Here is a 21,499-nt window from a genome sequence, read left to right on the forward strand (position 1 = left end):
CAAAGTAAGCGTTAATGTTTATATAAAAGCCCTCATCTGAGGGCTTTTATATATAGAGACTAACTTATAGTTCAAGATAGGAAAATATCAAAGTAAGCCTTCTATATATTCCCAACCATGAGATTTCATAGCTTCAAACTTCTTTTTTAGCTCTTCTTTTTCGTAGTTATGAGGATCGCCTGCTAAAAGAACATGATACGAGTTAGTTTCTGGTTCTATAGTCACTTCAATAATTTCTACTGGTTGGATCACTCCACTCTCAGTTAGACCAGAGTCTATAAAACATATTCCTTTTACAGGAATAACAGTACAGTCATATTCTTTGGAAATAAAATAATTATTTGCTGAAGCGGAATACGTACGTGATGCTCTAACTTTCATGTGTACCTCCTTCAAGCATAGAAAGGGAATGTTTTAGTCTGGCGTGCTTGTAGAGTTAATACTGTTTAATTTATATAGTGATTTTATTTTTTACTTCAATATTCTAATTATAGATTTTTTATTAGCATAAAATGCTGTTAGCTATAATTTACAAGTAAGGTATTAAAAAACTTATGAATCAAAAGCCACTTTCAGTTGTTTTAATTCCGGGTTATATGCTTGACGAATTTCTCTGGAATGAAGTCATAAATGAGGTACCTAAAGAGTGGAATATATATCGAGCTACTTTAAAAGAAGGGCAAACAATAAAAGAGATTGCTCAGAATATTGCTAAAAATGCGCCTGAGAGCTTTGTACTAATGGGATTCTCACTTGGAGGATACATTGCGAGATCTATAGTGGAGCAATTTCCTGAAAAAGTTAAGGCGCTTGTTTTAATAGCGTCTTCACTACGCTCAGATACAGAAGAGCAGAAAAATCAAAAGTTAACAGCGATTAAGCTTAACTCTGGGAAAACTTTCAATGGGCTAAGTTCAATATCAATTGAAAAAACACTTCATCCATCGAATGTTCAGAATCGCGCTCTTGTAAAAAGAATCCAAGAGATGGGTAGGGCTTTAGGTTATGAAGAGTTCGTTAAACAATCTATGTTAGATAGAAGTTCTTATGATATGAGTAAGATCACATGCCCAACTTTAATTATTTCTGGTGCAGAGGACCAGCTGCGTTCTAAGGAAGAAGCGATAGAAATATTAGATCAGTTGCCACATGCAAAGCTTGAGATAATTAAAAATACGGGCCATATGATTCCGATCGAGCAGCCGAAAAAATTGATTTCAGTGATTTCAACTTGGTTAAGTACTTATCTTTTATGAAGGCCTAACTTTTGTTTTCTTCGTTAAGATCTTAATAATTTTGAAAACTTGATTACCGAGTTTAATTTTTTGATGAATGGTTGCATGATCAAGCTGATCCCATAATTCAAATGGGAAAAACTCTGAACTATGATCAAATATCCATAACCATTGGTAGCTATTATTAAGCGTACTTTTATCAAAACGAACATCTTGTACTTTAACAATCTTAAATTGTTTATGATGTTCGTCTTGAAGAATAATTTCATGGTTCTCCATTAGACATCCATCCATTAAATACAATTTTTAATTTTACTCAAATTAATCCTATTTGATTAACTTGTTAGGTTGGCATTCATTTACAAAAGATTTCGAGTTGTTAAAGTTTGTCATTTTCAAAATGAAAATAATCTTTACTTTTGAAATACAAGGTTTTAAATAGCTTACATTGTAAGAGGAGTAGGTAGATGTCAGAATGGACACTGAAATTTATCTTCGAGTATCGCTATGAGTTTAATAGGCTTTATGTATGCAAGTAAAACCAATAGTGAACATAGTCAAATAAAACAAGATTTAATTGATATTCTCACAGAAGCAGTCAAATTCAATTCTTATAATGATATTACAGGAGTACTTTACTATGGTAATGGATACTTCTTGCAGTATTTGGAAGGTGAGAAAGAACAGGTTGAATCACTTTTTTATAACTTAATTTTAAAAGATTCGAGACACCAAAACTGCGAAATCATCTTTTCTGAATCTTCCGAACAACGTTTATTTAAACATTGGAGCATGAAATTTGCTCCTATCAATACGAAAATAAAAGATTTCTTTCGTCATCATCATGTTGATGAGTTTAATCCATATTTGCTTAACACTACATCCATTCCAACTTTTATTGAATTGCTTGTAGATCAACCTAATCATAAAGTTGATCAATACCAAGTTTAATCAAAACTAGGAATGACATTGCGTTTTAAGTATTCTATTTAAATTTAAGCTCTCTTCGGAGGGCCTTTTATCACAAAGGTTTAAAGTTTCACTAATTAATGGTGAATTGGCGTTGAATAAGCCGTCATAATTGTTAAAATGCCCACCTTATCCTGTTTTTATATTGTTTTTTGTTTTGCATTTATTTTGCGAAGTTAGAGATAAAATTAATAAAAACAGTTGTTTAGCTAAGGATTTTTTGAATGCTCTCTATTTATTTGACAGATACTCAACAACACGTGCAATTTAATGATTACCCTAGTGATCAGCCGGTTAAGTTTCTGTTAAATCTTAAAAAGATTTTCCCAAGTACAGCGGACTTATTATTGCCAGTTTTACCTGAAGATAATGCCCTAGAAAATGTAACTTGGGAATCAACCTCAAAAGATTTTGAAATCTTTAAAAAGCTATTAGCGGGATGGGGAGTTATTGAGCTTCGTTTAAACGCAATTACTGCTTACAAAGATAAAAACTTTGCAAATGAGTTAGTGAAACAAGCACAGGTAAAACGTAAGAAAACAGCCCAAAAGAACCATCAGCTTTCTTTAGTTGCACTTGATTATATTTTTATGCACGAAGTTCACGCATTGATTGATGCTGAACTGGTCACTATTGGTGAAAAATTCTATTTACCTACTTTGCGTGACCAATGGAAGGGTACAGTTTCAGACCAAGTGCTCAACGGAAAACTCTAATTTAAATAAAAAAGGTGAATTTATATTAATTCACCTTTTTTATTTTGTATATAAATCAATTTTTTATAACTAAAAAAATGCTTATACAAAAGTTTACAAGAAAAGAATGCGTTTTTTTCAATGTGGCAGATACATTGCTTATATAAATACAAAATTATTGCGGGAGAGAGGTTCATTAAGAACCCGCCGAAGGAGCAACAAGCCCGGAAACTCTCAGGCAAAAGGACTGTAATAATTAAAAAATCTGGAGAGAAGCTTAGATTTATAAGAATGGAAAATAATAACTTATAAATTATAAACTCACCGAAGGGGAAGATCTAAACGTTAAAAGGTAACGTTGGGGTCGAAACTCTCAGGTACCAATGACAGATGGGCTGTACTGATGAAATGTTTTGCATTTCTGAGGAGTCTGTTATGCCACATGTTATTGTGATAGGTGCGGGAATCACAGGGGTTACCTCTGCTTATGAATTATCGCAACTGGGTTATCAAGTCACAGTGATCGATCGACATTTATATCCTGCAATGGAAACGTCATTTGCCAATGGAGGGCAACTATCGGCTTGTAATGCTGAAGTATGGAACCAAAAAGCCACCGTGATTAAAGGCTTTAAATGGATGAGACAAAAAGATGCACCTCTATTGCTGAATCCTTCATTTAGTTTGCATAAGTATAGTTGGCTAGTTGAGTTTCTATCACATATTAAAAACTATGAAGCGAATACGATTGAAACAGTTCGTTTGGCATTACTTGCTCGTAAGCGTTTGTTTGAAGTTGCTGAAAAAGAGCAACTTGAGTTTGATTTGGAGAAACGTGGAATTCTCCATATGTATCATAGTAAGGCTGACTACGAGATTGCTAAACAAGTGAATAATGTATTGAACAAAGGTACATTAGAGCGCTATTCGGTTTCACCTGATGAAATGAAAACAATAGAGCCATCGTTAACGGGAGATTACTTCGGAGGTTATTACACACCAAGTGATGCAACGGGCGATATTCATAAGTATTCGACCTCTTTGGCCGAGAAGACTAAGCAATATGGCGTTCAATATAAGTTCGGCCTAGAAGTTATGGATATTAAGTGCAGCGCAGATAAAGTAGTCGTGACTTGTCAGCCAAGTGCGGAGCATCCTTATCTGGTTGAATCTGATAACATCCAGCTTGAAGGCGATGTGCTTGTTGTTTGCGGGGGTGTAGGGAGTTATCAACTTGCCGATATGATTGGTGAGCGAGTAAATGTGTACCCAGTAAAAGGTTATTCAATTACTGTGCAATTAAAAGATGAGCACAGTGTAAAGAATGCTCCTTGGGTGAGCTTACTAGATGAAAGTGCAAAAATTGTGACCTCTCGTTTAGGTAAAGATCGATTGCGTGTAGCGGGGACCGCTGAGTTTAATGGCTATAACCGTGATATACGGGCTGATCGTATTCAACCATTAGTCAATTGGGTAAATCGTAATTTTGATATCTCAACTGAGCATGTGGTGCCTTGGGCAGGTTTAAGACCTATGATGCCGAATATGTTGCCAGTAGTGAAACAATCTAAACAACCTCGTGTTTTTTATAATACAGGGCATGGGCATTTAGGTTGGACTTTGTCTGCGGCAACCGCAGTTTTAGTCGGTCAAGATATTGCTCAAAAATATCCAGCGTAGAAAGTAAAAAGCCAGTGTTCAAACACTGGCTTTTATTTAAAGTGCTAGTCATATAGTCGATATATTCCGCTAAAACGTTCACAGCCTTTTTGTTGGGTTTTCACATTCAATAAAGCTTTTTGAAAATTAAACTGATATTTACAGTTGTGCTCATTGTCTAAAATTTCACTTTTTTGTTCAGGTGAACTATAGGCCATCAATGAAATCGTTTGAGTTTCCTTGCGGTTATTTGGATTGCGGTAGGCTATCCCTTCAATTTTGATTTTATCTTTCGCGAGTTGATGGACTTGAATGTGTACAGGTTGAGCTGCTATATGTCCATTTTCGAACTTAAGATAATGTTGGGTGAGGGTTTGCTTAAGCGACGCATAAAAATTTAGGTCATCGGTACGTAAATCAAACTGTTGTTGAATGCACGTATTACTCTTGCATTGCTGAGTATGCTTAGACCATAACTTTTGTGTATCCTGTAAAAGCTGTAAAGGGGCATCAGTAACTAAATATGCAGAAAGATATTTATTATTGAGTTGCTTTCTCGATTCACTAAATGTTTTTGAACAGATTTTAAGCTCAGCTCCAGTATTGGAACAGTCTATGGATTCTGCAAAGACAAGAGGTGAACATAAACAACTCAGTGTCACGACAAAACTTAATCTTTTCAATTGATTCATATCAGTATTAGACAGCATGATCGCTTATACTTTCAGTCTACTTTGCTAGGTGTACTATAGCGAAACAGAAAGGCTGAATACAAGATTTCTTAAGTTTTTATGGAAGGTAATAATTTATATGGTTGCTCAGATTCGTATTGGACAAGGAATAGACGTACATGCCTTTGAAGCGGGGGACTTTGTTACATTGGCTGGTATTCAAATTCCACACACACATGGTTTGAAAGCACATTCTGATGGTGATGTGGTGCTTCATGCATTATGTGATGCTTTATTAGGTGCTTTAGCGCTTGGAGATATTGGACAACATTTTCCTGATACTGATCCGGAATACAAGGGTGCAGATAGCCGCGTATTGTTAAAGCATGTCTACCAATTAATCTTAGACCGTGGTTATCAGTTAAATAATGCCGATATTACGGTGGCTTGTGAGCGTCCAAAATTAGCTAAGCATAATTTGGAAATGCGTCAAAGCATTGCTGATGTTTTAAATGTCGATATTAATCAAATTAGTATTAAAGCAACGACAACCGAAAAACTAGGGTTTACCGGTCGTCAAGAGGGTATTTTGGCTACGGCGACTGTTTTAGTCTCTCATCACACTAAGTGATCGGCCTGTTGCAAAGACTGTTGAAGTTCGAGAGTTGCCTTACGGCCTTGTAGCTGTAAGGTAATACTATGAATGAGACCAGTCCAAGTCTCATTAGGTTCCCAAATTTCGTGTAGTAAATCTTGTGAAGTCGGCATGTCCATATTCATATAAAACTGTCTATAGACATACATAAGACAACTTACGCGTTTATTTTTGGCACAATGTATCCAAACAATCTCATTTTGCACTAAATGATTAACCAAATCTAAAACTAATAAACACTGCTCAGCAGAAGGCATCTCCCAATCAATTGGAATATGAATATAATTTAAACCAAGGTCTAAACAAATACGATCTTCATTCTCAATGTGATTTGGGGCATTAGTTAAAGCAAGATTAATGACTGTGCTACAGCCATACTCTTTAATCAATTTTAGTTGTTCAATGGAAGGCTGCGCCGAACTAAATAAATGTTCATGAATAATCGAAAATGCGGGAATTTGAGATAATGATTGTTCAAGGGTTGTCATGATCGCACTCTACAAGAGTAGGCTTAGCTTATTGTATAGAATGTTATACACGATTCTAGAGAATAGTTGAAATACAGCCTGCTTATATATTCGACAACGTTATCAAAATTTTAAAAATAATTAACTGGAAAAGTACAAGCCTTATAAAATAAAAAAAACAGCATCATAAAGATGCTGTTTCCTGTCTAAATACTTAAGCTTTTAGATTTTCATTCAATAAAAATTCGACTAAAGCTTTTTGAGCATGAAGACGATTCTCTGCTTCATCCCATACTACTGCATTTTTATGATCGAGCATGGTTTCAGAAATTTCTTCACCACGATGAGCAGGTAAGCAATGCATGAATAAACAGTCAGGGTGAGCAAGACTCATTAATTTTTCGTTAACCTGAAAATCAGCAAAGGCTTTTTCACGAAGTTTTTGTTCTTCTTCTTGTCCCATGCTTGCCCATACATCTGTCACAATGAGATCAGCATTTACTGCTGCATCTTCTGCATTATCAAAAAGCTCAACACAATGACCAAACTCTGCTAAAAATTCAGGTTTAGGTTCATATCCTTTTGGTGATGCAATCTTAAGTTTGAAACCCATCATATGTGCAGCTTCAATATATGAGTTACACATATTATTGCCGTCACCGATCCACGCAACCGTTTTGCCTTCAATACTACCGCGATGTTCAATATACGTTTGTAAGTCAGCAAGTAACTGGCATGGATGATGGTCATCAGTTAAGCCGTTAATCACAGGAACTTTTGAATAAGATGCAAAACGTTCAACAATGTCATGACCAAAGGTACGAATCATCACAATATCAAGCATGCTTGAAATTACACGTGCTGAGTCCTCGATTGGTTCGCCACGTCCCAACTGTGTGTCACGAGGCGATAAGAAAATCGCGCTGCCGCCAAATTGGTTAATACCTGCTTCAAAAGAGATACGTGTACGCGTACTAGATTTCTCAAAAATCATTCCCAATACTTTACCGACAAAAGGCTGATAGACCTTATTGTCATGTTGCATTTTTTTTAGTTCGCTTGCGCGTTCTAAAATGCGATTAAGTTCTAGAGTGGATAGATCACGTAAAGTCAGGAAATGTCTTAGAGCCATGTAGCTACTCCATAATAATTGTTTTGAAATACAACAATTATCTGTTGTTGGCTGGGTGGATGTGGGAAAAAAGAAGTCTACTATACTATAAGCATTTTAAAATGCAAAAGAATTAGACTTTATGATGGCCCTTTAAGAAAATATCTACACAATAATTAATATAATCAATGACTTCTTTCTCATTGGGAGGGAGTGGCATTCCCATAATCATACGCCATTCAATATCGCGTAAAATTCCAAAATACATTAGTGAAGAATAATCTGGAGATGCACAAAAAATTTCTTCAGCTTGATGAGAAAGTAGAAGTGCCTGAGCAATTGTGTTTTGTACATCTTGAGCACACTTTTCATATAAGTATTGGCTCAAAGTTGCATTGCATTGGGTTTGCTCAATAACTAGACGCAAAAAAGCGATATGTTCAGGTTGAATAATATGAGTATAAAAACGAATAAGCGTTTGAACTAAATAATCGCGTAGAGAGGTTTGTGAGGGCTGAAAAGGGATGCAAATATCTTTAAAGAACATTTCACGGCGATAGTCGCAAATTGCTGTGAATAAACCATCTTTATTGCCAAAATACTTATATATTGAAGCTTTTGAACCACCCGCATGATTCACTATGTCATCGAGTGAAACAGCATCATATCCTTTATCCAAAAACAGCTCGGTTGCGCTTAACAATAGTGCTAAACGACGTTCAATACCGCGACGTGTTTGTGGTTTATCACATACTGAGTGATGTGACTCAAGGACTGGATCATGCATATAATTTCATAACAACGGTTAACTTTGCCTATCTAGTATAGCAAAACTATCTTTAAGGATGCTTGTTGCTATTTTTTTAGGTTAACTGCTGAACAATACATGGCTAATTCAAGAAATAAACTAATAGAAAATATAAGCTTAGAGTGGGTTGTGGGTGGGTAATATGATGTAACCTTATGTTTATTTAGAATTTAATGGAAAATTGCTAATAAAAACAAAGCGGCTAAGAATGACTTAACCGCTCTGAACCTAACTCATAAGCTTTCTAGGCTTCAGTTTGAGTAATTTTATGCTCATCTTCTTCATCATCATCTGCAGAGTCCATTCCGAGTTCTTTTAACTTGCGAGTTAAGGTATTACGACCCCAACCTAATAGTTCTGCTGCGTGACGTTTGCGTCCGCGTGTTTGTTGTAATGCCGCGTTAATCAACGTGCGTTCAAACATTGGCGTAGCAATATCCAAAATTTTCATTTCACCATTCTTAAGCTTTTGAATGGCCCATTGATTGAGTAGTTCATCCCAATGGTGTAGGGAGATACGTTCAAAGGAAGGTGCCGGTTGTCCAGAGTCACTATTCTTTTGTAAGGGAACCTGTTTGAGTTCTGATGGTAAATCTTCTGGATAAACTTCACGACCAGTGATCATTACAGTTAACCAACGGCACGTATTCTCAAGTTGTCGAACGTTGCCGGGCCATGGTAACTGTTGCATATAGTCTGTGGTCTCGGTACGTAAGATTTTTGGACTTACGCCAAGTTCTTTACCTGCACGCGCAAGGAAGTGCTGAGCAAGCATTGGGATATCTTCGCTACGGTGAGCAAGTTTAGGAATATGAATACGGATCACATTTAGGCGATGATATAAGTCTTCACGGAAGCGACCTTCATTTACCAGTTTTTCTAAATCCTGATGTGTTGCCGCTACGATTCGAACATCAACTTTAACTGGAATATGTCCACCTACACGATAAAACTCACCATCAGCGAGTACGCGCAGTAGTCGAGTTTGTGTTTCAAATGGCATGTCACCAATTTCATCAAGGAATAGTGTTCCACCATTTGCTTGTTCAAAGCGACCTTGATGTTGAGTGTTTGCACCTGTGAAAGCACCTTTTTCATGTCCAAATAACTCAGTTTCAATCAAGTCTTTTGGTATTGCTGCCATATTTAAAGCAATAAAAGGTTTGGCGCGGCGTGGCGAATGCTTGTGTAAAGCATGAGCAACTAACTCTTTACCTGTACCCGATTCACCATTAATTAAAACGGTAATATGGGATTGAGACAAACGACCGATAGCACGGAAAACTTCCTGCATTGCAGGAGATTCACCAATAATTTCTGTTGATTGAAGAGGTGAAGCTGTTTTTGTAGCTTCTTGTTGTTGTAGTTTGTTGATATGCAGAATTGCACGATTGACTAAAGCTAAAGCCTCATCAATATCAAAAGGTTTTGGTAAATACTCAAATGCACCTGTTTGATAGCTTGATACAGCTGATTCTAAGTCAGAATGTGCTGTCATAATAATGACAGGTAAATCTGGATGAGAATTTTTGACTTTAGATAAAAAAGTTAACCCATCAATTCCAGGCATTCGGATGTCAGTTAAAATGACATCGGGAGCATCATGATGCAAACGTTCCAGCGCAGTTTGAGCTTCTTCAAAATTGGTAACGTCAAATCCTTCTTCTTTAAAGGTCTTTTCCAATACCCATCGCATGGCGCGATCATCATCAATAACCCATATTTTATTTCGCGACACGGTCTGACTCCCAAGGTAAATATAAGCTAAAAATTGTTTTTCCAGGAACAGATTGGCATTCAATCATTCCGTTATGTTGATGCATAATATTCTGTGCAATACTCAGGCCAAGCCCAGTACCTTTTGCTCGTCCAGTAACCAAAGGATAAAACACAGACTCCAAAATGCTTTCTGGGATGCCTGGTCCATTGTCCTCTATATCGACTCTTACAGTAGAGCGATTGAGTACACCATTAATTGTGACAAGACGTTGTATGCGTGTGCGTAGAATTAGCTCCGGTTCATGATCTATAAAGAATGCTTTGTTTTCTGTTATAGCTTGAATTGCATTTACACTAATGTTGAGCATAACTTGAATTAATTGATCACGATCAGCATTAACATCGGGTAAAGACAAATCATAATCCCGTATGATTTTAATTTTCTTCTTTGTCTGATTAGCAATCAGTGAACGTACCCGCTCTAAAGGTTCATGTACATTAACATTTTCATAACTTGGAAGTTGTCTAGAACCCAACATAGTATCTGCCAAGTTTGTTAAGCGATCTACTTCATTAATAATGACATCTGTAAATTCCGAATAACTCTTATCGTTTAAACTGCGAGCCAGTAATTGAGTGGCACCACGAATACCTGCAAGTGGGTTTTTAATTTCATGGGCAACGCCACGTACAAGCTGCCTAGCCACTTGATGTTGTTGTACCAGATTTTCTTCTTTAGAAATCTTTAACATGCGATCAATCGGGTTGAGCTCAATCAAAAGTAATGGATGATAACTTTTACCGGTATTTAATTGAGATACTGTGTAATCAACATGAAGATCTTTAAAGTTGACATTAATAACAGCTTCTCGACGAGTATAGGGTTGACCGGTTTTTATGGTGTTTAATAACGCTTCATGTGTATTAAAAGTATCATCAGGTGCATGAAGTAGGTTTAGAACGGGCTGTCCTGAAGCTCGAAGCAAACTAATATCAAATAGTGCTTCGCAGGCAGAATTTAAATAAAAAATATTTAAGTTACTATCGATTAATAAAATCGCAGTAGTTAGGTTGTCTACCAATAGGCGATAGTCGATAGGGTTGTGTTGATCCATTAGCGAATCGTTCCTGTCTTAAAATAGCGCAATGGCATCTTCTTGGTTATCGGATTTTCACCGTTATAGAACATGAACGATGCAAAATATACGCCAACTTTGTTTATGGGTTATTTTAAAGTTTTAAGGTGTTTAAAAATGCGCTGAAATCGGTCTTTATATCTATTGATCAAAACTAACGGCTTAAAAATAGATAATAACATGAACCAACTTGGTGCAAAGGTGAGTTTTGGTGCAAATGTTGGTCGTATTTTGGTGCATTACACAAAGAGTAGGCTTTCCACCTATGCTTGAGGCAAGAAAAGACATACAATACGCGCATTCAAGTGGAGCGCAGATTCATGAAGACCCCCAAAGTCGGTTTTGTTTCTTTAGGTTGTCCTAAGGCATTGGTAGATTCTGAACGAATTTTAACTCAGTTAAAGACTGAAGGTTATCAAGTTGCATCAGATTATGATGGTGCTGATTTAGTAGTTGTTAATACCTGTGGTTTTATTGAATCTGCGGTACAAGAGTCGCTAGATGCAATTGGCGAGGCCATGAGTGAAAATGGTCGAGTAATCGTTACTGGATGCTTAGGTAAAGACGAAGATAAAATTCGTCAAATGCATCCAAATGTTTTAAAGGTTACTGGTGCAGCAGCTTATCAAGATGTAATGGAAGCTGTGCATGAATATGTGCCAGCACCGCCTAAACATAACCCGTTTGTTGATTTGGTTCCTGAACAGGGAATTCGTTTAACACCTAAACATTATGCTTACTTAAAAATATCTGAAGGCTGCAACCATCGTTGTACCTTCTGTATTATTCCAAGTATGCGTGGAGATCTTGTTTCTCGTCCAGTCGGAAGTGTACTGGAGGAAGCTGCTGCGCTTAAAAGAGCGGGTGTTAAAGAAATTTTAGTTATTTCTCAAGATACATCAGCTTATGGTGTAGATACCAAATATAAGCTTGATTTCTGGAATGGCCAACCTGTTAAAACAAAATTCTTTGATATGTGTGAAGCACTAGGCCAACTTGGCATCTGGGTGCGCTTACATTATGTTTATCCATATCCACATGTCGATGCAGTTATTGACTTAATGGCACAAGGTAAAATCCTACCTTATCTTGATATTCCATTCCAACATGCAAGCCCGCGTATTCTTAAATTAATGAAGCGTCCGGCACATAGTGAAAATACACTAGAAAAAATTAAATTGTGGCGTGAAAAATGCTCTGAGCTTGTGATTCGCTCTACATTTGTGGTGGGTTTCCCTGGCGAAACTGAAGAAGATTTTCAAATATTACTCGATTGGTTAGTTGAAGCTGAACTTGATCGTGTAGGCTGCTTTACCTACTCACCAGTAGAAGGCGCTACGGCAAATGATTTACCTGATCATGTGCCTGAAGAAATTAAGCAAGAGCGTTACGAGCGCTTTATGCAAGTGCAGCAACAAATTTCTGCTGCCAAGTTGCAAAAACGTATTGGTCAAACGATGACTGTATTAGTCGATAGTTTGGAAGATGAATATCCTGTTGCTGTTGCACGTTCTTATGCGGATGCTCCGGAAATTGACGGTAATGTCTTTGTAGAAGATATCGATAAGAGCACTATTCAACCAGGCGATATGTTGGAAGTCGAAATCACCGATGCGGATGAATACGATTTATTTGCAAAGTTAATTAAAATTAAGTCGGTCTAATCGATAACGATTCAAAAAGCATTCAGTTTAAGAGGTTTTGGAGCAAACTCATGGCGGAAACAATTAGCCCCCGTTATTCACGCATTTTATTAAAACTATCTGGTGAGGCATTGTCAGGTAATAAAGATATGGGTATTGATGCCCAAGTTCTTGATCAAATGTCCCTTTCAATTGCTCATTTAGTTGGTTTGGGCGTGCAAGTGGGTATCGTTGTTGGTGGCGGTAACTTGTATCGTGGCAGTCAGTTGCAAAAAGATGGCTTAGTTGGTCGTGTTACTGGCGATCAAATGGGGATGCTTGCAACTGTAATGAACGGTTTGGCTATGCGTGATGCATTGGTTCGCCGTAATATCAGAACTCGTCTTATGTCTGCATTACCAATTGGTACGGTTGTAGAATCTTATTCAAGTCGTGATGCGATCCGTCATTTGAGTCAGGGCGAAGTTTGTGTTTTTGTTGCTGGTACAGGAAATCCATTCTTTACAACTGATACAGCAGCATGCTTACGCGGAATTGAAATTGAGGCGAATTTAATTCTAAAAGCAACCAAAGTAGATGGCGTATATAATAAAGATCCAAGTAAATACGAAGACGCAGTTAAATACGATCATTTAACTTTTGATCAGGTATTAGATGAAAAGCTTGGTGTTATGGATTTGACAGCTATTTGTTTGTGTCGTGACCATAATGTGCCGTTACAAGTTTTTGATATGAATAAATCAGGTGCGCTATTGTCAGTAGTAATGGGTGAAAAAGAGGGTACACGCGTTACTAAATAATGTACGTGTTGTTGAAAGCTCTTTATACTAGCGCTAAATTAAATTTGTTAAATACATTCTTGAATAAATAAGTAAGGTAGATCATATGATTAACGATCTGAAAAAAGACAGCGAACAGCGTATGTTAAAAACTCTTGATTCTTTGGAACAAGGGTTTGCTAAAGTTCGTACCGGCCGTGCACACCCATCAATTTTAAATGGTGTGATGGTTCCTTACTACGGTTCTGATGTGCCATTAAATCAAGTAGCAAACGTAGGTATTGAAGATTCTCGTACACTTGTTGTTCAACCATTTGAACGTACTATGGTATCTGCTATTGATAAGGCAATCCGTGAAAGCGATCTTGGCTTAAACCCGATTACGGCAGATTCAATTCGTGTCCCTTTACCTGCATTAACTGAAGAAACACGTCGTGACATGCAAAAAGTTGCACGTAGTGAAGCTGAAAATGCAAAAGTTGCGATTCGTAATATTCGCCGTGATGTGTTAGGTGATATTAAAGCGCTATTGAAAGAAAAAGAAATTTCTGAAGATGATGAGCGCCGTGCAGGTGAGGATATTCAGAAAATTACAGATAAATATGTTGCAGAAGTAGACAAACGTCTTGCAGCGAAAGAAGCAGAATTGATGAAGGTCTAAATTTTATGACCGATTCAGAAGAGTATCATCTTCCTAAGCATGTTGCCATCATCATGGATGGCAACAACCGCTTTGCAAAAAAAAATCAAATGCAAAAAGGCGATGGACATCGAGAGGGTAAAAATGTTCTTGATCCTATCGTTGAACATTGTAAAAAAACGGGTATTCGTGCTTTAACGGTTTTTGCATTTTCAAGCGAAAATTGGAATCGACCACAATTTGAAGTCGATCTGCTTATGAAGCTTCTTGAAGAAACTATTCATGAGCAAATACCTCGCATGAAGAAATTCAATATTGCTTTGCGTTTTATCGGTGATCGTTCTCGATTACCTTCACACTTAGTTGCCTTAATGGAAGATGCAGAGCAACAAACAGCACATCATGACACTATGACCTTAACTATTGCCGTGAGCTATGGTGGGATGTGGGATATTGCAAATGCAGCAAAACAAGTTGCTGAAGCAGTTTCTCGTGGTGAATTTGGTGCTGATCAAATAAATGTTGATTTGTTCGAAAAATATGTCAGTCTAAATGATCTGCCAGCTGTGGACTTATTGATCCGTACAGGCGGAGATTATCGCATATCTAACTTTTTGTTATGGCAAGCAGCATATGCGGAGCTGTATTTTACTGATACTTTATGGCCAGAATTTACAGTACAAGAATTCGATCATGCATTGAATGTTTTTTCAGGGCGTGAGCGTCGTTTTGGCAAAACATCTGAACAAATTCAGCAAGAGAAAATAGAGAACTTATAATGTTAGAGCGGATTGTTACCGCATTGGTACTTGTCGCAGTTGTTTTAGGCTGTATGTTTGCTACGCAATCACATTATCCAATGTTGGTTCTCATGATTGTAGCAGCAGGGGTTGCGGGGTATGAATGGTATAAATTAATGCCTCGTGAAACTGTAAATGCTGTAAAGCCTAAAGCTTGGTGCTACGGTCTGCTTGTTGCATTCGTTTCAGGTGTTGCCTTATTTTTCCATGATATTGCCTTATTGTTGTGGTCTGCCTCAATTTTGACTTGGCTTGTAAGCGTTTATTGGGTTAAGTCTTTTCCTGAATTTGATGGTTGGTATAACGCGACTTTGTATGTAATTGGCATAATTTTAGTCTGTGCTGCAGTAACTTCAATTTTTGTCGTGTGGCAAAGTTCACCATGGTGGTTAATGTATCTGTTCTTGCTCGTGTGGGGTGCAGATAGTGGTGCTTATTTTGTTGGACGTAAATTTGGTAAAAGAAAGTTAGCTCCAACCGTAAGTCCTAACAAATCAGTAGAAGGGTTATATGGTGGTATTATCACCACTATATTGGTTATGTTGGTTGTGCAATATAATTATTTAAATTTAACTTTAATCCAGCAAATTCTATTTCTTATATTGTCACTCATTACAGTATTTGGTTCAGTTTTGGGTGATTTATTTGAGTCAATGATTAAACGACGTGCTGGTATTAAAGATTCTGGACGTGTGCTACCCGGTCATGGTGGTGTCTTAGATCGTATTGATTCTTTACTTGCTGCAGCCCCGATTTTTGCAACGGGAATGTATATATTAAAACTTATTGGTGTAGATTTATAAATGACACAATCTGTTTGCATATTGGGGGTAACCGGTTCCATTGGGCAAAGTACCTTAAAAATTTTAAATCAACATCCTGATAAGTATTCAGTATTTGCAGTTTCCGCTCATAGTCGAATTTCTGAATTGGTTGATATATGTAAACAATTCCAACCAAAAGTTGTAGTTGTTCCAAAGCAAAAAGTTGATGAATTAGCAGCTTTATTTGTAGAAAATGAATTACGAAATATTGAGATTTTGACTGATCAGGAAGGGTTGGTAAGTATCGCATCTCACCCTGATGTGGATGTGGTTATGGCTGCGATTGTTGGTGCAGCAGGTTTATTGCCAACATTAGCGGCTGTAAAAGCTGGTAAACGCGTTTTGCTAGCTAATAAAGAAGCTTTGGTCATGTCCGGTGAAATCATGATGCAAGCAGCACGTGATCATCAGGCATTATTATTACCTGTAGATTCAGAACATAACGCTATTTTCCAATCATTACCTCATAATTATTTAGAGGCTGAAAGAAATGGACAACCGCAACAGGGCGTATCAAGAATCTTATTGACCGCTTCAGGTGGTCCATTTCTAAATCATTCGTTAGAACAATTAGAAAAAGTTACCCCACAGCAAGCCTGTAAGCATCCGAACTGGTCTATGGGGCAGAAAATCTCAGTTGACTCAGCTACTCTTATGAATAAAGGGTTGGAGTTAATTGAGGCATGTCATTTGTTTTCAATATCTGAACATTTTGTTACAGTTGTTGTTCATCCACAAAGTATTATTCATTCTATGGTGCAATATGTTGATGGTTCAACATTAGCGCAAATGGGTAATCCAGATATGTGTACTCCGATTGCTCATGCATTAGCATGGCCAGAGCGTTTACAGACTAATGTTCCTGCTTTAGATTTATTTGAGTATTCTCAACTTAATTTTCAAGCACCGGATATCCAGAAATTTCCTGCGCTTGACTTGGCACGTCAGGCAATGCGTGCAGGAGGGTTGGCACCCACTATTTTAAATGCTGCTAATGAGATTGCTGTTGCTGCATTTTTAAAGGAACAGATTGGATTTACAAATATCCCACAAGTGGTAGAGCATACTTTGCAAAAATTGGAAAACTCAGTTGCTGATAATATCGAGTCTATTTTAAATAAAGATGAAGTAGCACGACATGTAGCACAGCAGTATATATCAAGTATAGGAGGCTGAAATGAGCGCATTATTTATGATTGCAGCAGCAGCTCTCTTGCTCGGTCCATTAATTGCAATTCATGAGTTCGGCCATTATTGGGTGGCGCGAAAACTTGGCGTTAAGGTTTTAGTATATTCGATTGGTTTTGGTCCAACATTACTCAAATGGACATCAAAAAAATCTGGAATTAAATATCAACTTTCAGCTTTACCTTTAGGCGGTTACGTAAAAATGCTCGATGAGCGAGAAGGTAATGTTGCAGAGCAAGATTTACCTTATGCTTTTAACTGTCAAAAACCATGGAAACGTATAGCAATTGTTGCGGCCGGACCTTTAATTAATTTGATTTTTGCTGTTTTACTTTTCTGGATTCTATTTTTACCAGCACAAGAACAACTAAATACAAGAGTAGGTAAAGTTATACCAAACTCGCCAGCAGCAACTGCCCAACTGCAAGTAGGTGACAAGATTATTGCTGTTGACGGAAAGGAAACGCAAACTTGGGAAAAACTTAACTTTGCTTTGATTGACCGTGTAGGTGAAACTGGTAGCCTAAATCTTGATGTAGATCGTGCAGGCACTGAAAAAAATATTGTTTTGCCGATTAAAGACTTTTTAAAAAATCAGAATGAATCAGCTTTAGATGTATTAGGCTTTTTACCATATCGTCCTGTTATTCCAGCTGTTGTAACTGAGTTGACTGCAGATGGAGCAGCAATTCGACAAGGAATGAAAGTCGGTGATCGTATTGTATCTATTAATGGTCAAGCGATGAAAGACTGGTTTGATGTGGTAGAAGTTGTACAACACTCACCAGAAAAATTGCTCAGTATTGATGTGTTGCGTAATGGTCAACTCGTTCATTTGCAAGTCATGCCTCAAGGAAAGCGTGACAACATGGGGCAAGTGAGCGGGGTTTTAGGCGTAAAAAGTGATGCAGGAAAAATTACAATTCCTGACGAATATAAGCAAACAATTCAATATACTCCAATACAAGCTTTCGAGATGTCGTTAGATAAGACTGGCCAAATCTCTAGCATGATATTGAGTTCGATAGTAAAAATGGTTAAGGGTTTAATTGGTTTAGAGAATCTTTCTGGACCAATTACAATCGCGAAAGTAGCGGGACAAAGTGCAGAAATGGGATGGCAGACTTTCATCTCATTTATGGCTTTAATGAGTGTAAGTCTTGGAATTTTAAATTTATTGCCAATTCCAATGCTAGATGGTGGTCATCTTGTTTATTACATTATTGAGGCTATTCGTGGTAAGCCTGTTTCTGAACAAATACAAATGTTTGGTCTAAAAATTGGTATGGTACTGCTCGGTAGTATGATGCTTTTAGCTTTATTTAACGATTTTATGCGTTTGTAAACGTATATGGATTTATAACTTACTGGAAAAAACTGGCATGCGGCACACACATTTTTTAATGCCTTTGGCACTTGTTAGCGCTATGGCAGCGGTACAACAAGCATATGCAGCTGATGATTTCGTTGTTCGAGATATTCGTATAGATGGATTGGTTCGTCTTACTCCTGCAAATGTTTCTACCATGTTGCCAATCAACAGTGGCGATCGCGTTAATGAACCGATGATCGCAGAAGCAATTCGAACATTGTATGCCACTGGACTTTTTGACGATATTAAAGCCTCAAGAGACAACGACACTTTAGTTTTTAATGTCGTAGAGCGCCCAATTATTTCAAAACTCGAATTTAAGGGTAACAAACTTATTCCTAAAGAGGCTTTAGAGCAAGGCCTCAAAAAAATGGGCATTGCTGAAGGCGAAGTTTTTAAGAAGTCAGCTTTACAAACAATTGAAACTGAATTAGAGCAACAATATACACAGCAAGGCCGTTATGATGCTGATGTAACTATTGATACTATTGCTCGTCCAAATAACCGTGTTGAACTTAAATTAAATTTTAATGAAGGTACGGCTGCTAAAGTTTTTAATATTAATATCATTGGTAATACTGTTTTTAAAGACAGCGAAATTAAACAAGCTTTCGCAGTTAAAGAAAGTGGTTGGGCTTCTGTTGTAACCCGTAATGACCGTTATGCTAGAGAGAAAATGGCAGCAAGCCTTGAAGCTTTGCGTGCGATGTATCTGAATAAAGGTTATATCAATTTTCATATCAATAACTCACAGCTTAATATTAGTGAAGATAAAAAGAATATCTTTATTGAAGTTGCTGTAGAGGAAGGTAGTCAGTTCAAATTTGGTCAAACCAAGTTTTTAGGTGACGCACTTTATAAACCTGAAGAACTGCAAGCTTTAAAAATTTATAAAGATGGCGATACTTATTCACAAGAAAAAGTAAATGCTGTTAAGCAATTGTTATTGCGTAAATATGGTAATGCTGGTTATTACTTTGCTGATGTGAACGTTGTTCCGCAAATTAATAATGAAACGGGTGTTGTTGACTTAAATTACTATGTAAACCCAGGTCAGCAAGTTACTGTACGTCGTATTAATTTTACAGGTAACAGTAAAACTGCCGATGAAGTATTGCGTCGTGAAATGCGTCAAATGGAAGGCGCTTTAGCGAGTAATGAAAAAATTGATTTATCTAAAGTACGTTTAGAGCGTACAGGATTCTTCAAAACAGTTGATATTAAACCAGCTCGTATCCCGAATTCACCGGATCAGGTGGACTTAAACGTAAATGTTGAAGAACAACACTCGGGAACTACAACCTTAGCTGTAGGTTACTCACAAAGTGGTGGTATCACGTTCCAAGCCGGTTTAAGTCAAACTAACTTTATGGGAACAGGTAACCGCGTTTCGATCGATTTATCTCGTTCTGAAACTCAAGATTACTATAACTTAAGTGTAACTGATCCTTACTTTACGATTGATGGGGTAAGCCGCGGCTATAATGTTTATTACCGTAAAACAAAGTTAAATGATGACTATAACGTTAATAACTATGTTACCGATAGTTTCGGTGGTAGTTTAAGTTTTGGTTATCCAATTGATGAAAATCAAAGTTTAAGTGCTTCGGTTGGTATTGATAACACCAAAGTAACTACGGGTGCGTTTGTATCAACTTATGTGCGTGATTACTTATTAAAAAATGGTGGAAAGTCAACTGGTAAGGGGGAGTTCTGTTCAGGAAATTATAAGTCTCAAGCTGATATTGATAAGGCAAATGGAGTCGCACCTCCAACTACTAAGCCAGAAGGTTATGATCTTGCTACTAAATGTGTAGATTCGAAGAATAATGAGTTAGGACTTACCAGTTATGACAATGCTTTTGAGGGTGAGTTCTTTACTTATAACTTGAATTTAGGTTGGTCATATAACACCTTAAATAGACCAATTTTCCCAACTTCTGGGATGTCACATCGAGTTGGCCTTGAAATTGGTTTGCCTGGTAGTGATGTTGAATACCAAAAAGTAACGTATGATGCTCAGGCATTCTGGCCAATTAGTAATTCAGGCTTTGTATTACGTGGTTATGGTAAGCTTGGCTATGGTAATGATTTGCCGTTCTATAAAAACTTCTATGCGGGTGGTTACGGTTCTGTTCGTGGTTATGATAACAGTACCTTGGGGCCTAAGTATGCCAGTGTAAATTTACAAGAAGAAGGTAAAAATGATTCTTCTCCAGAAGAAGTCGGTGGTAATGCTTTAGTTCAATTTGGTACAGAGCTTGCTTTACCGTTACCTTTCAAAGGAGATTGGACTCGTCAAGTGCGTCCAGTTCTTTTTGCTGAAGGTGGTCAGGTATTCGATACTAAGTGTGACGTTGGTTCCTATTCTATGCGTATGAATGGCCAAGAAATTCCGAATGCTAAAAAATACTGTGAAGATAATTACGGTTTTGATTTAGGCAATATGCGTTATAGCGTAGGTGTAGGCTTCACATGGATTACCATGATTGGGCCATTATCTCTTAGCTATGCATTCCCGTTAAATGATAAGCCTGGTGACGAAACTAAAGAGATTCAGTTTGAAATCGGTCGTACTTTCTAAGTACGACTTGACTAAACAATCAAATAAGGACACAAATTAAGATGAAAAAATTAAATATATTAATGTTAGGGTTAGGCCTTACTGTTTCTGCTATGACGAATGCTGCTGGTTATGGCGTGATTGATCTTGCTAAAGTTGTTGAAAGCAGTACTTATTTAAAACAACAAAATGCAAGTTTAAATCAATCTGTTAAACCAACGACTACTCGCCTTGAGCAGTTGGGTAAAGAGTTAGAAGGTCTTCAGCGTCAAGCCCAAACACAAGGCCAAAAAATGAAAGAAGATGATATTAAAAAGCTTCAAACTCAATATCAGTCAAAATTAAATGAATTTAATTCAACTCAACAAGGGTTGCAGTCTAAAGTTCAAACTAGTTTGCAAGGAATGAACTCAACTTTTGAGAGCCGTGTGAAGCAAGCTGCTGAACAATTACGAAAAGAAAATAATCTTGACTTCATTTTGAATAAAAATTCAACCGTTGCCTATGACGCTAAATATGATTTAACTGATAAAATGATACAAAAGGTTAATTCAATGAAATAAAT

22 protein-coding genes and 1 riboswitch are annotated in these 21,499 nt (G+C 37.2%); of the genes, 14 read left to right on the forward strand and 8 right to left on the reverse strand.

Annotated features, from left to right (window positions below):
- Window positions 1-87 precede the first annotated feature (87 nt).
- Window positions 88-381 (reverse strand): hypothetical protein, encoded by a 294-nt coding sequence (locus F931_RS07130; RefSeq protein WP_016140716.1) that lies wholly within the window; start codon window positions 379-381, stop codon window positions 88-90.
- A 173-nt stretch (window positions 382-554) separates the two neighbouring features.
- Here F931_RS07130 and F931_RS07135 point away from each other — a divergent pair, with 173 nt between their 5' ends.
- Window positions 555-1,256: an alpha/beta fold hydrolase gene (locus F931_RS07135; RefSeq protein ID WP_016140717.1), complete on the forward strand. Its 702-nt coding sequence runs from the start codon at window positions 555-557 to the stop codon at window positions 1,254-1,256.
- On the opposite strand, the gene F931_RS07140 is transcribed toward F931_RS07135, so the two are convergent.
- Window positions 1,251-1,514, reverse strand: coding sequence for a hypothetical protein (locus F931_RS07140; protein WP_016140718.1), 264 nt, complete (start codon window positions 1,512-1,514; stop codon window positions 1,251-1,253). The genes F931_RS07135 and F931_RS07140 overlap by 6 nt on opposite strands.
- A gap of 228 nt (window positions 1,515-1,742) precedes the next feature.
- Here F931_RS07140 and F931_RS07145 point away from each other — a divergent pair, with 228 nt between their 5' ends.
- The 3 genes from F931_RS07145 (at window position 1,743) to F931_RS07155 (ending at window position 4,579) form a co-directional block, all read left to right on the forward strand.
- On the forward strand, window positions 1,743-2,186 hold the full coding sequence (locus tag F931_RS07145) for a BLUF domain-containing protein (RefSeq protein ID WP_016140719.1): 444 nt from the start codon (window positions 1,743-1,745) through the stop codon (window positions 2,184-2,186).
- A 242-nt stretch (window positions 2,187-2,428) separates the two neighbouring features.
- On the forward strand, window positions 2,429-2,920 hold the full coding sequence (locus tag F931_RS07150; RefSeq protein WP_016140720.1) for a hypothetical protein: 492 nt from the start codon (window positions 2,429-2,431) through the stop codon (window positions 2,918-2,920).
- A 150-nt stretch (window positions 2,921-3,070) separates the two neighbouring features.
- Window positions 3,071-3,159, forward strand: a riboswitch (glycine riboswitch).
- Window positions 3,160-3,334: 175 nt separating this feature from the next.
- A complete protein-coding gene (locus tag F931_RS07155; protein WP_002115716.1) occupies window positions 3,335-4,579 on the forward strand; it encodes a D-amino acid dehydrogenase in 1,245 nt (414 codons plus the stop codon).
- Window positions 4,580-4,623: 44 nt separating this feature from the next.
- On the opposite strand, the gene F931_RS07160 is transcribed toward F931_RS07155, so the two are convergent.
- A complete protein-coding gene (locus F931_RS07160) occupies window positions 4,624-5,268 on the reverse strand; it encodes an A1S_1983 family putative colistin resistance protein (protein ID WP_016140721.1) in 645 nt (214 codons plus the stop codon).
- Between the two features lie 100 nt (window positions 5,269-5,368).
- Here F931_RS07160 and ispF point away from each other — a divergent pair, with 100 nt between their 5' ends.
- Window positions 5,369-5,860, forward strand: a complete 492-nt coding sequence (gene ispF / locus F931_RS07165) for a 2-C-methyl-D-erythritol 2,4-cyclodiphosphate synthase (protein WP_016140722.1) — start codon at window positions 5,369-5,371, stop codon at window positions 5,858-5,860.
- On the opposite strand, the gene F931_RS07170 is transcribed toward ispF, so the two are convergent.
- The 5 genes from F931_RS07170 to glnL form a co-directional block, all read right to left on the reverse strand.
- Window positions 5,848-6,372 (reverse strand): protein tyrosine phosphatase family protein, encoded by a 525-nt coding sequence (locus F931_RS07170; RefSeq protein ID WP_016140723.1) that lies wholly within the window; start codon window positions 6,370-6,372, stop codon window positions 5,848-5,850. The genes ispF and F931_RS07170 overlap by 13 nt on opposite strands.
- A gap of 193 nt (window positions 6,373-6,565) precedes the next feature.
- Entirely contained in the window at window positions 6,566-7,483 is a 918-nt protein-coding gene (gene argF / locus F931_RS07175) for an ornithine carbamoyltransferase (protein WP_016140724.1), read from the reverse strand.
- A 112-nt stretch (window positions 7,484-7,595) separates the two neighbouring features.
- Window positions 7,596-8,249, reverse strand: a complete 654-nt coding sequence (gene adeN, locus F931_RS07180) for a multidrug efflux transcriptional repressor AdeN (RefSeq protein WP_016140725.1) — start codon at window positions 8,247-8,249, stop codon at window positions 7,596-7,598.
- Window positions 8,250-8,514: 265 nt separating this feature from the next.
- Entirely contained in the window at window positions 8,515-10,008 is a 1,494-nt protein-coding gene (gene glnG, locus F931_RS07185) for a nitrogen regulation protein NR(I) (protein ID WP_016140726.1), read from the reverse strand.
- A complete protein-coding gene (glnL, locus tag F931_RS07190; protein ID WP_016140727.1) occupies window positions 9,995-11,104 on the reverse strand; it encodes a nitrogen regulation protein NR(II) in 1,110 nt (369 codons plus the stop codon). Before glnL ends, glnG begins: the two co-directional genes overlap by 14 nt.
- A 341-nt stretch (window positions 11,105-11,445) precedes the next feature.
- On the opposite strand from glnL, the gene rimO reads away from it, so the two are divergent.
- From rimO to ompH, 9 genes are all read left to right on the forward strand, one after another.
- Window positions 11,446-12,789 (forward strand): 30S ribosomal protein S12 methylthiotransferase RimO, encoded by a 1,344-nt coding sequence (rimO, locus tag F931_RS07195; protein WP_016140728.1) that lies wholly within the window; start codon window positions 11,446-11,448, stop codon window positions 12,787-12,789.
- Between the two features lie 50 nt (window positions 12,790-12,839).
- A complete protein-coding gene (gene pyrH / locus F931_RS07200) occupies window positions 12,840-13,568 on the forward strand; it encodes a UMP kinase (RefSeq protein WP_000852257.1) in 729 nt (242 codons plus the stop codon).
- An 85-nt stretch (window positions 13,569-13,653) separates the two neighbouring features.
- On the forward strand, window positions 13,654-14,208 hold the full coding sequence (frr, locus tag F931_RS07205) for a ribosome recycling factor (RefSeq protein ID WP_016140729.1): 555 nt from the start codon (window positions 13,654-13,656) through the stop codon (window positions 14,206-14,208).
- Window positions 14,209-14,213: 5 nt separating this feature from the next.
- Window positions 14,214-14,966, forward strand: a complete 753-nt coding sequence (gene uppS / locus F931_RS07210; protein ID WP_016140730.1) for a polyprenyl diphosphate synthase — start codon at window positions 14,214-14,216, stop codon at window positions 14,964-14,966.
- Window positions 14,966-15,790: a phosphatidate cytidylyltransferase gene (gene cdsA / locus F931_RS07215; RefSeq protein WP_016140731.1), complete on the forward strand. Its 825-nt coding sequence runs from the start codon at window positions 14,966-14,968 to the stop codon at window positions 15,788-15,790. The genes uppS and cdsA overlap by 1 nt, the downstream gene beginning before the upstream one ends.
- Window positions 15,791-16,987, forward strand: a complete 1,197-nt coding sequence (gene ispC / locus F931_RS07220; protein WP_016140732.1) for a 1-deoxy-D-xylulose-5-phosphate reductoisomerase — start codon at window positions 15,791-15,793, stop codon at window positions 16,985-16,987.
- Between the two features lies 1 nt (window position 16,988).
- On the forward strand, window positions 16,989-18,344 hold the full coding sequence (gene rseP, locus F931_RS07225) for an RIP metalloprotease RseP (RefSeq protein ID WP_016140733.1): 1,356 nt from the start codon (window positions 16,989-16,991) through the stop codon (window positions 18,342-18,344).
- Window positions 18,345-18,381: 37 nt separating this feature from the next.
- Entirely contained in the window at window positions 18,382-20,955 is a 2,574-nt protein-coding gene (gene bamA / locus F931_RS07230; protein WP_016140734.1) for an outer membrane protein assembly factor BamA, read from the forward strand.
- A 41-nt stretch (window positions 20,956-20,996) separates the two neighbouring features.
- A complete protein-coding gene (gene ompH / locus F931_RS07235; RefSeq protein ID WP_014206985.1) occupies window positions 20,997-21,497 on the forward strand; it encodes an OmpH/Skp family outer membrane protein in 501 nt (166 codons plus the stop codon).
- Window positions 21,498-21,499: the final 2 nt, after the last annotated feature.

The sequence above is a fragment of the Acinetobacter pittii ANC 4050 genome (assembly GCF_000399685.1).
Lineage (GTDB): Bacteria > Pseudomonadota > Gammaproteobacteria > Pseudomonadales > Moraxellaceae > Acinetobacter > Acinetobacter pittii_E.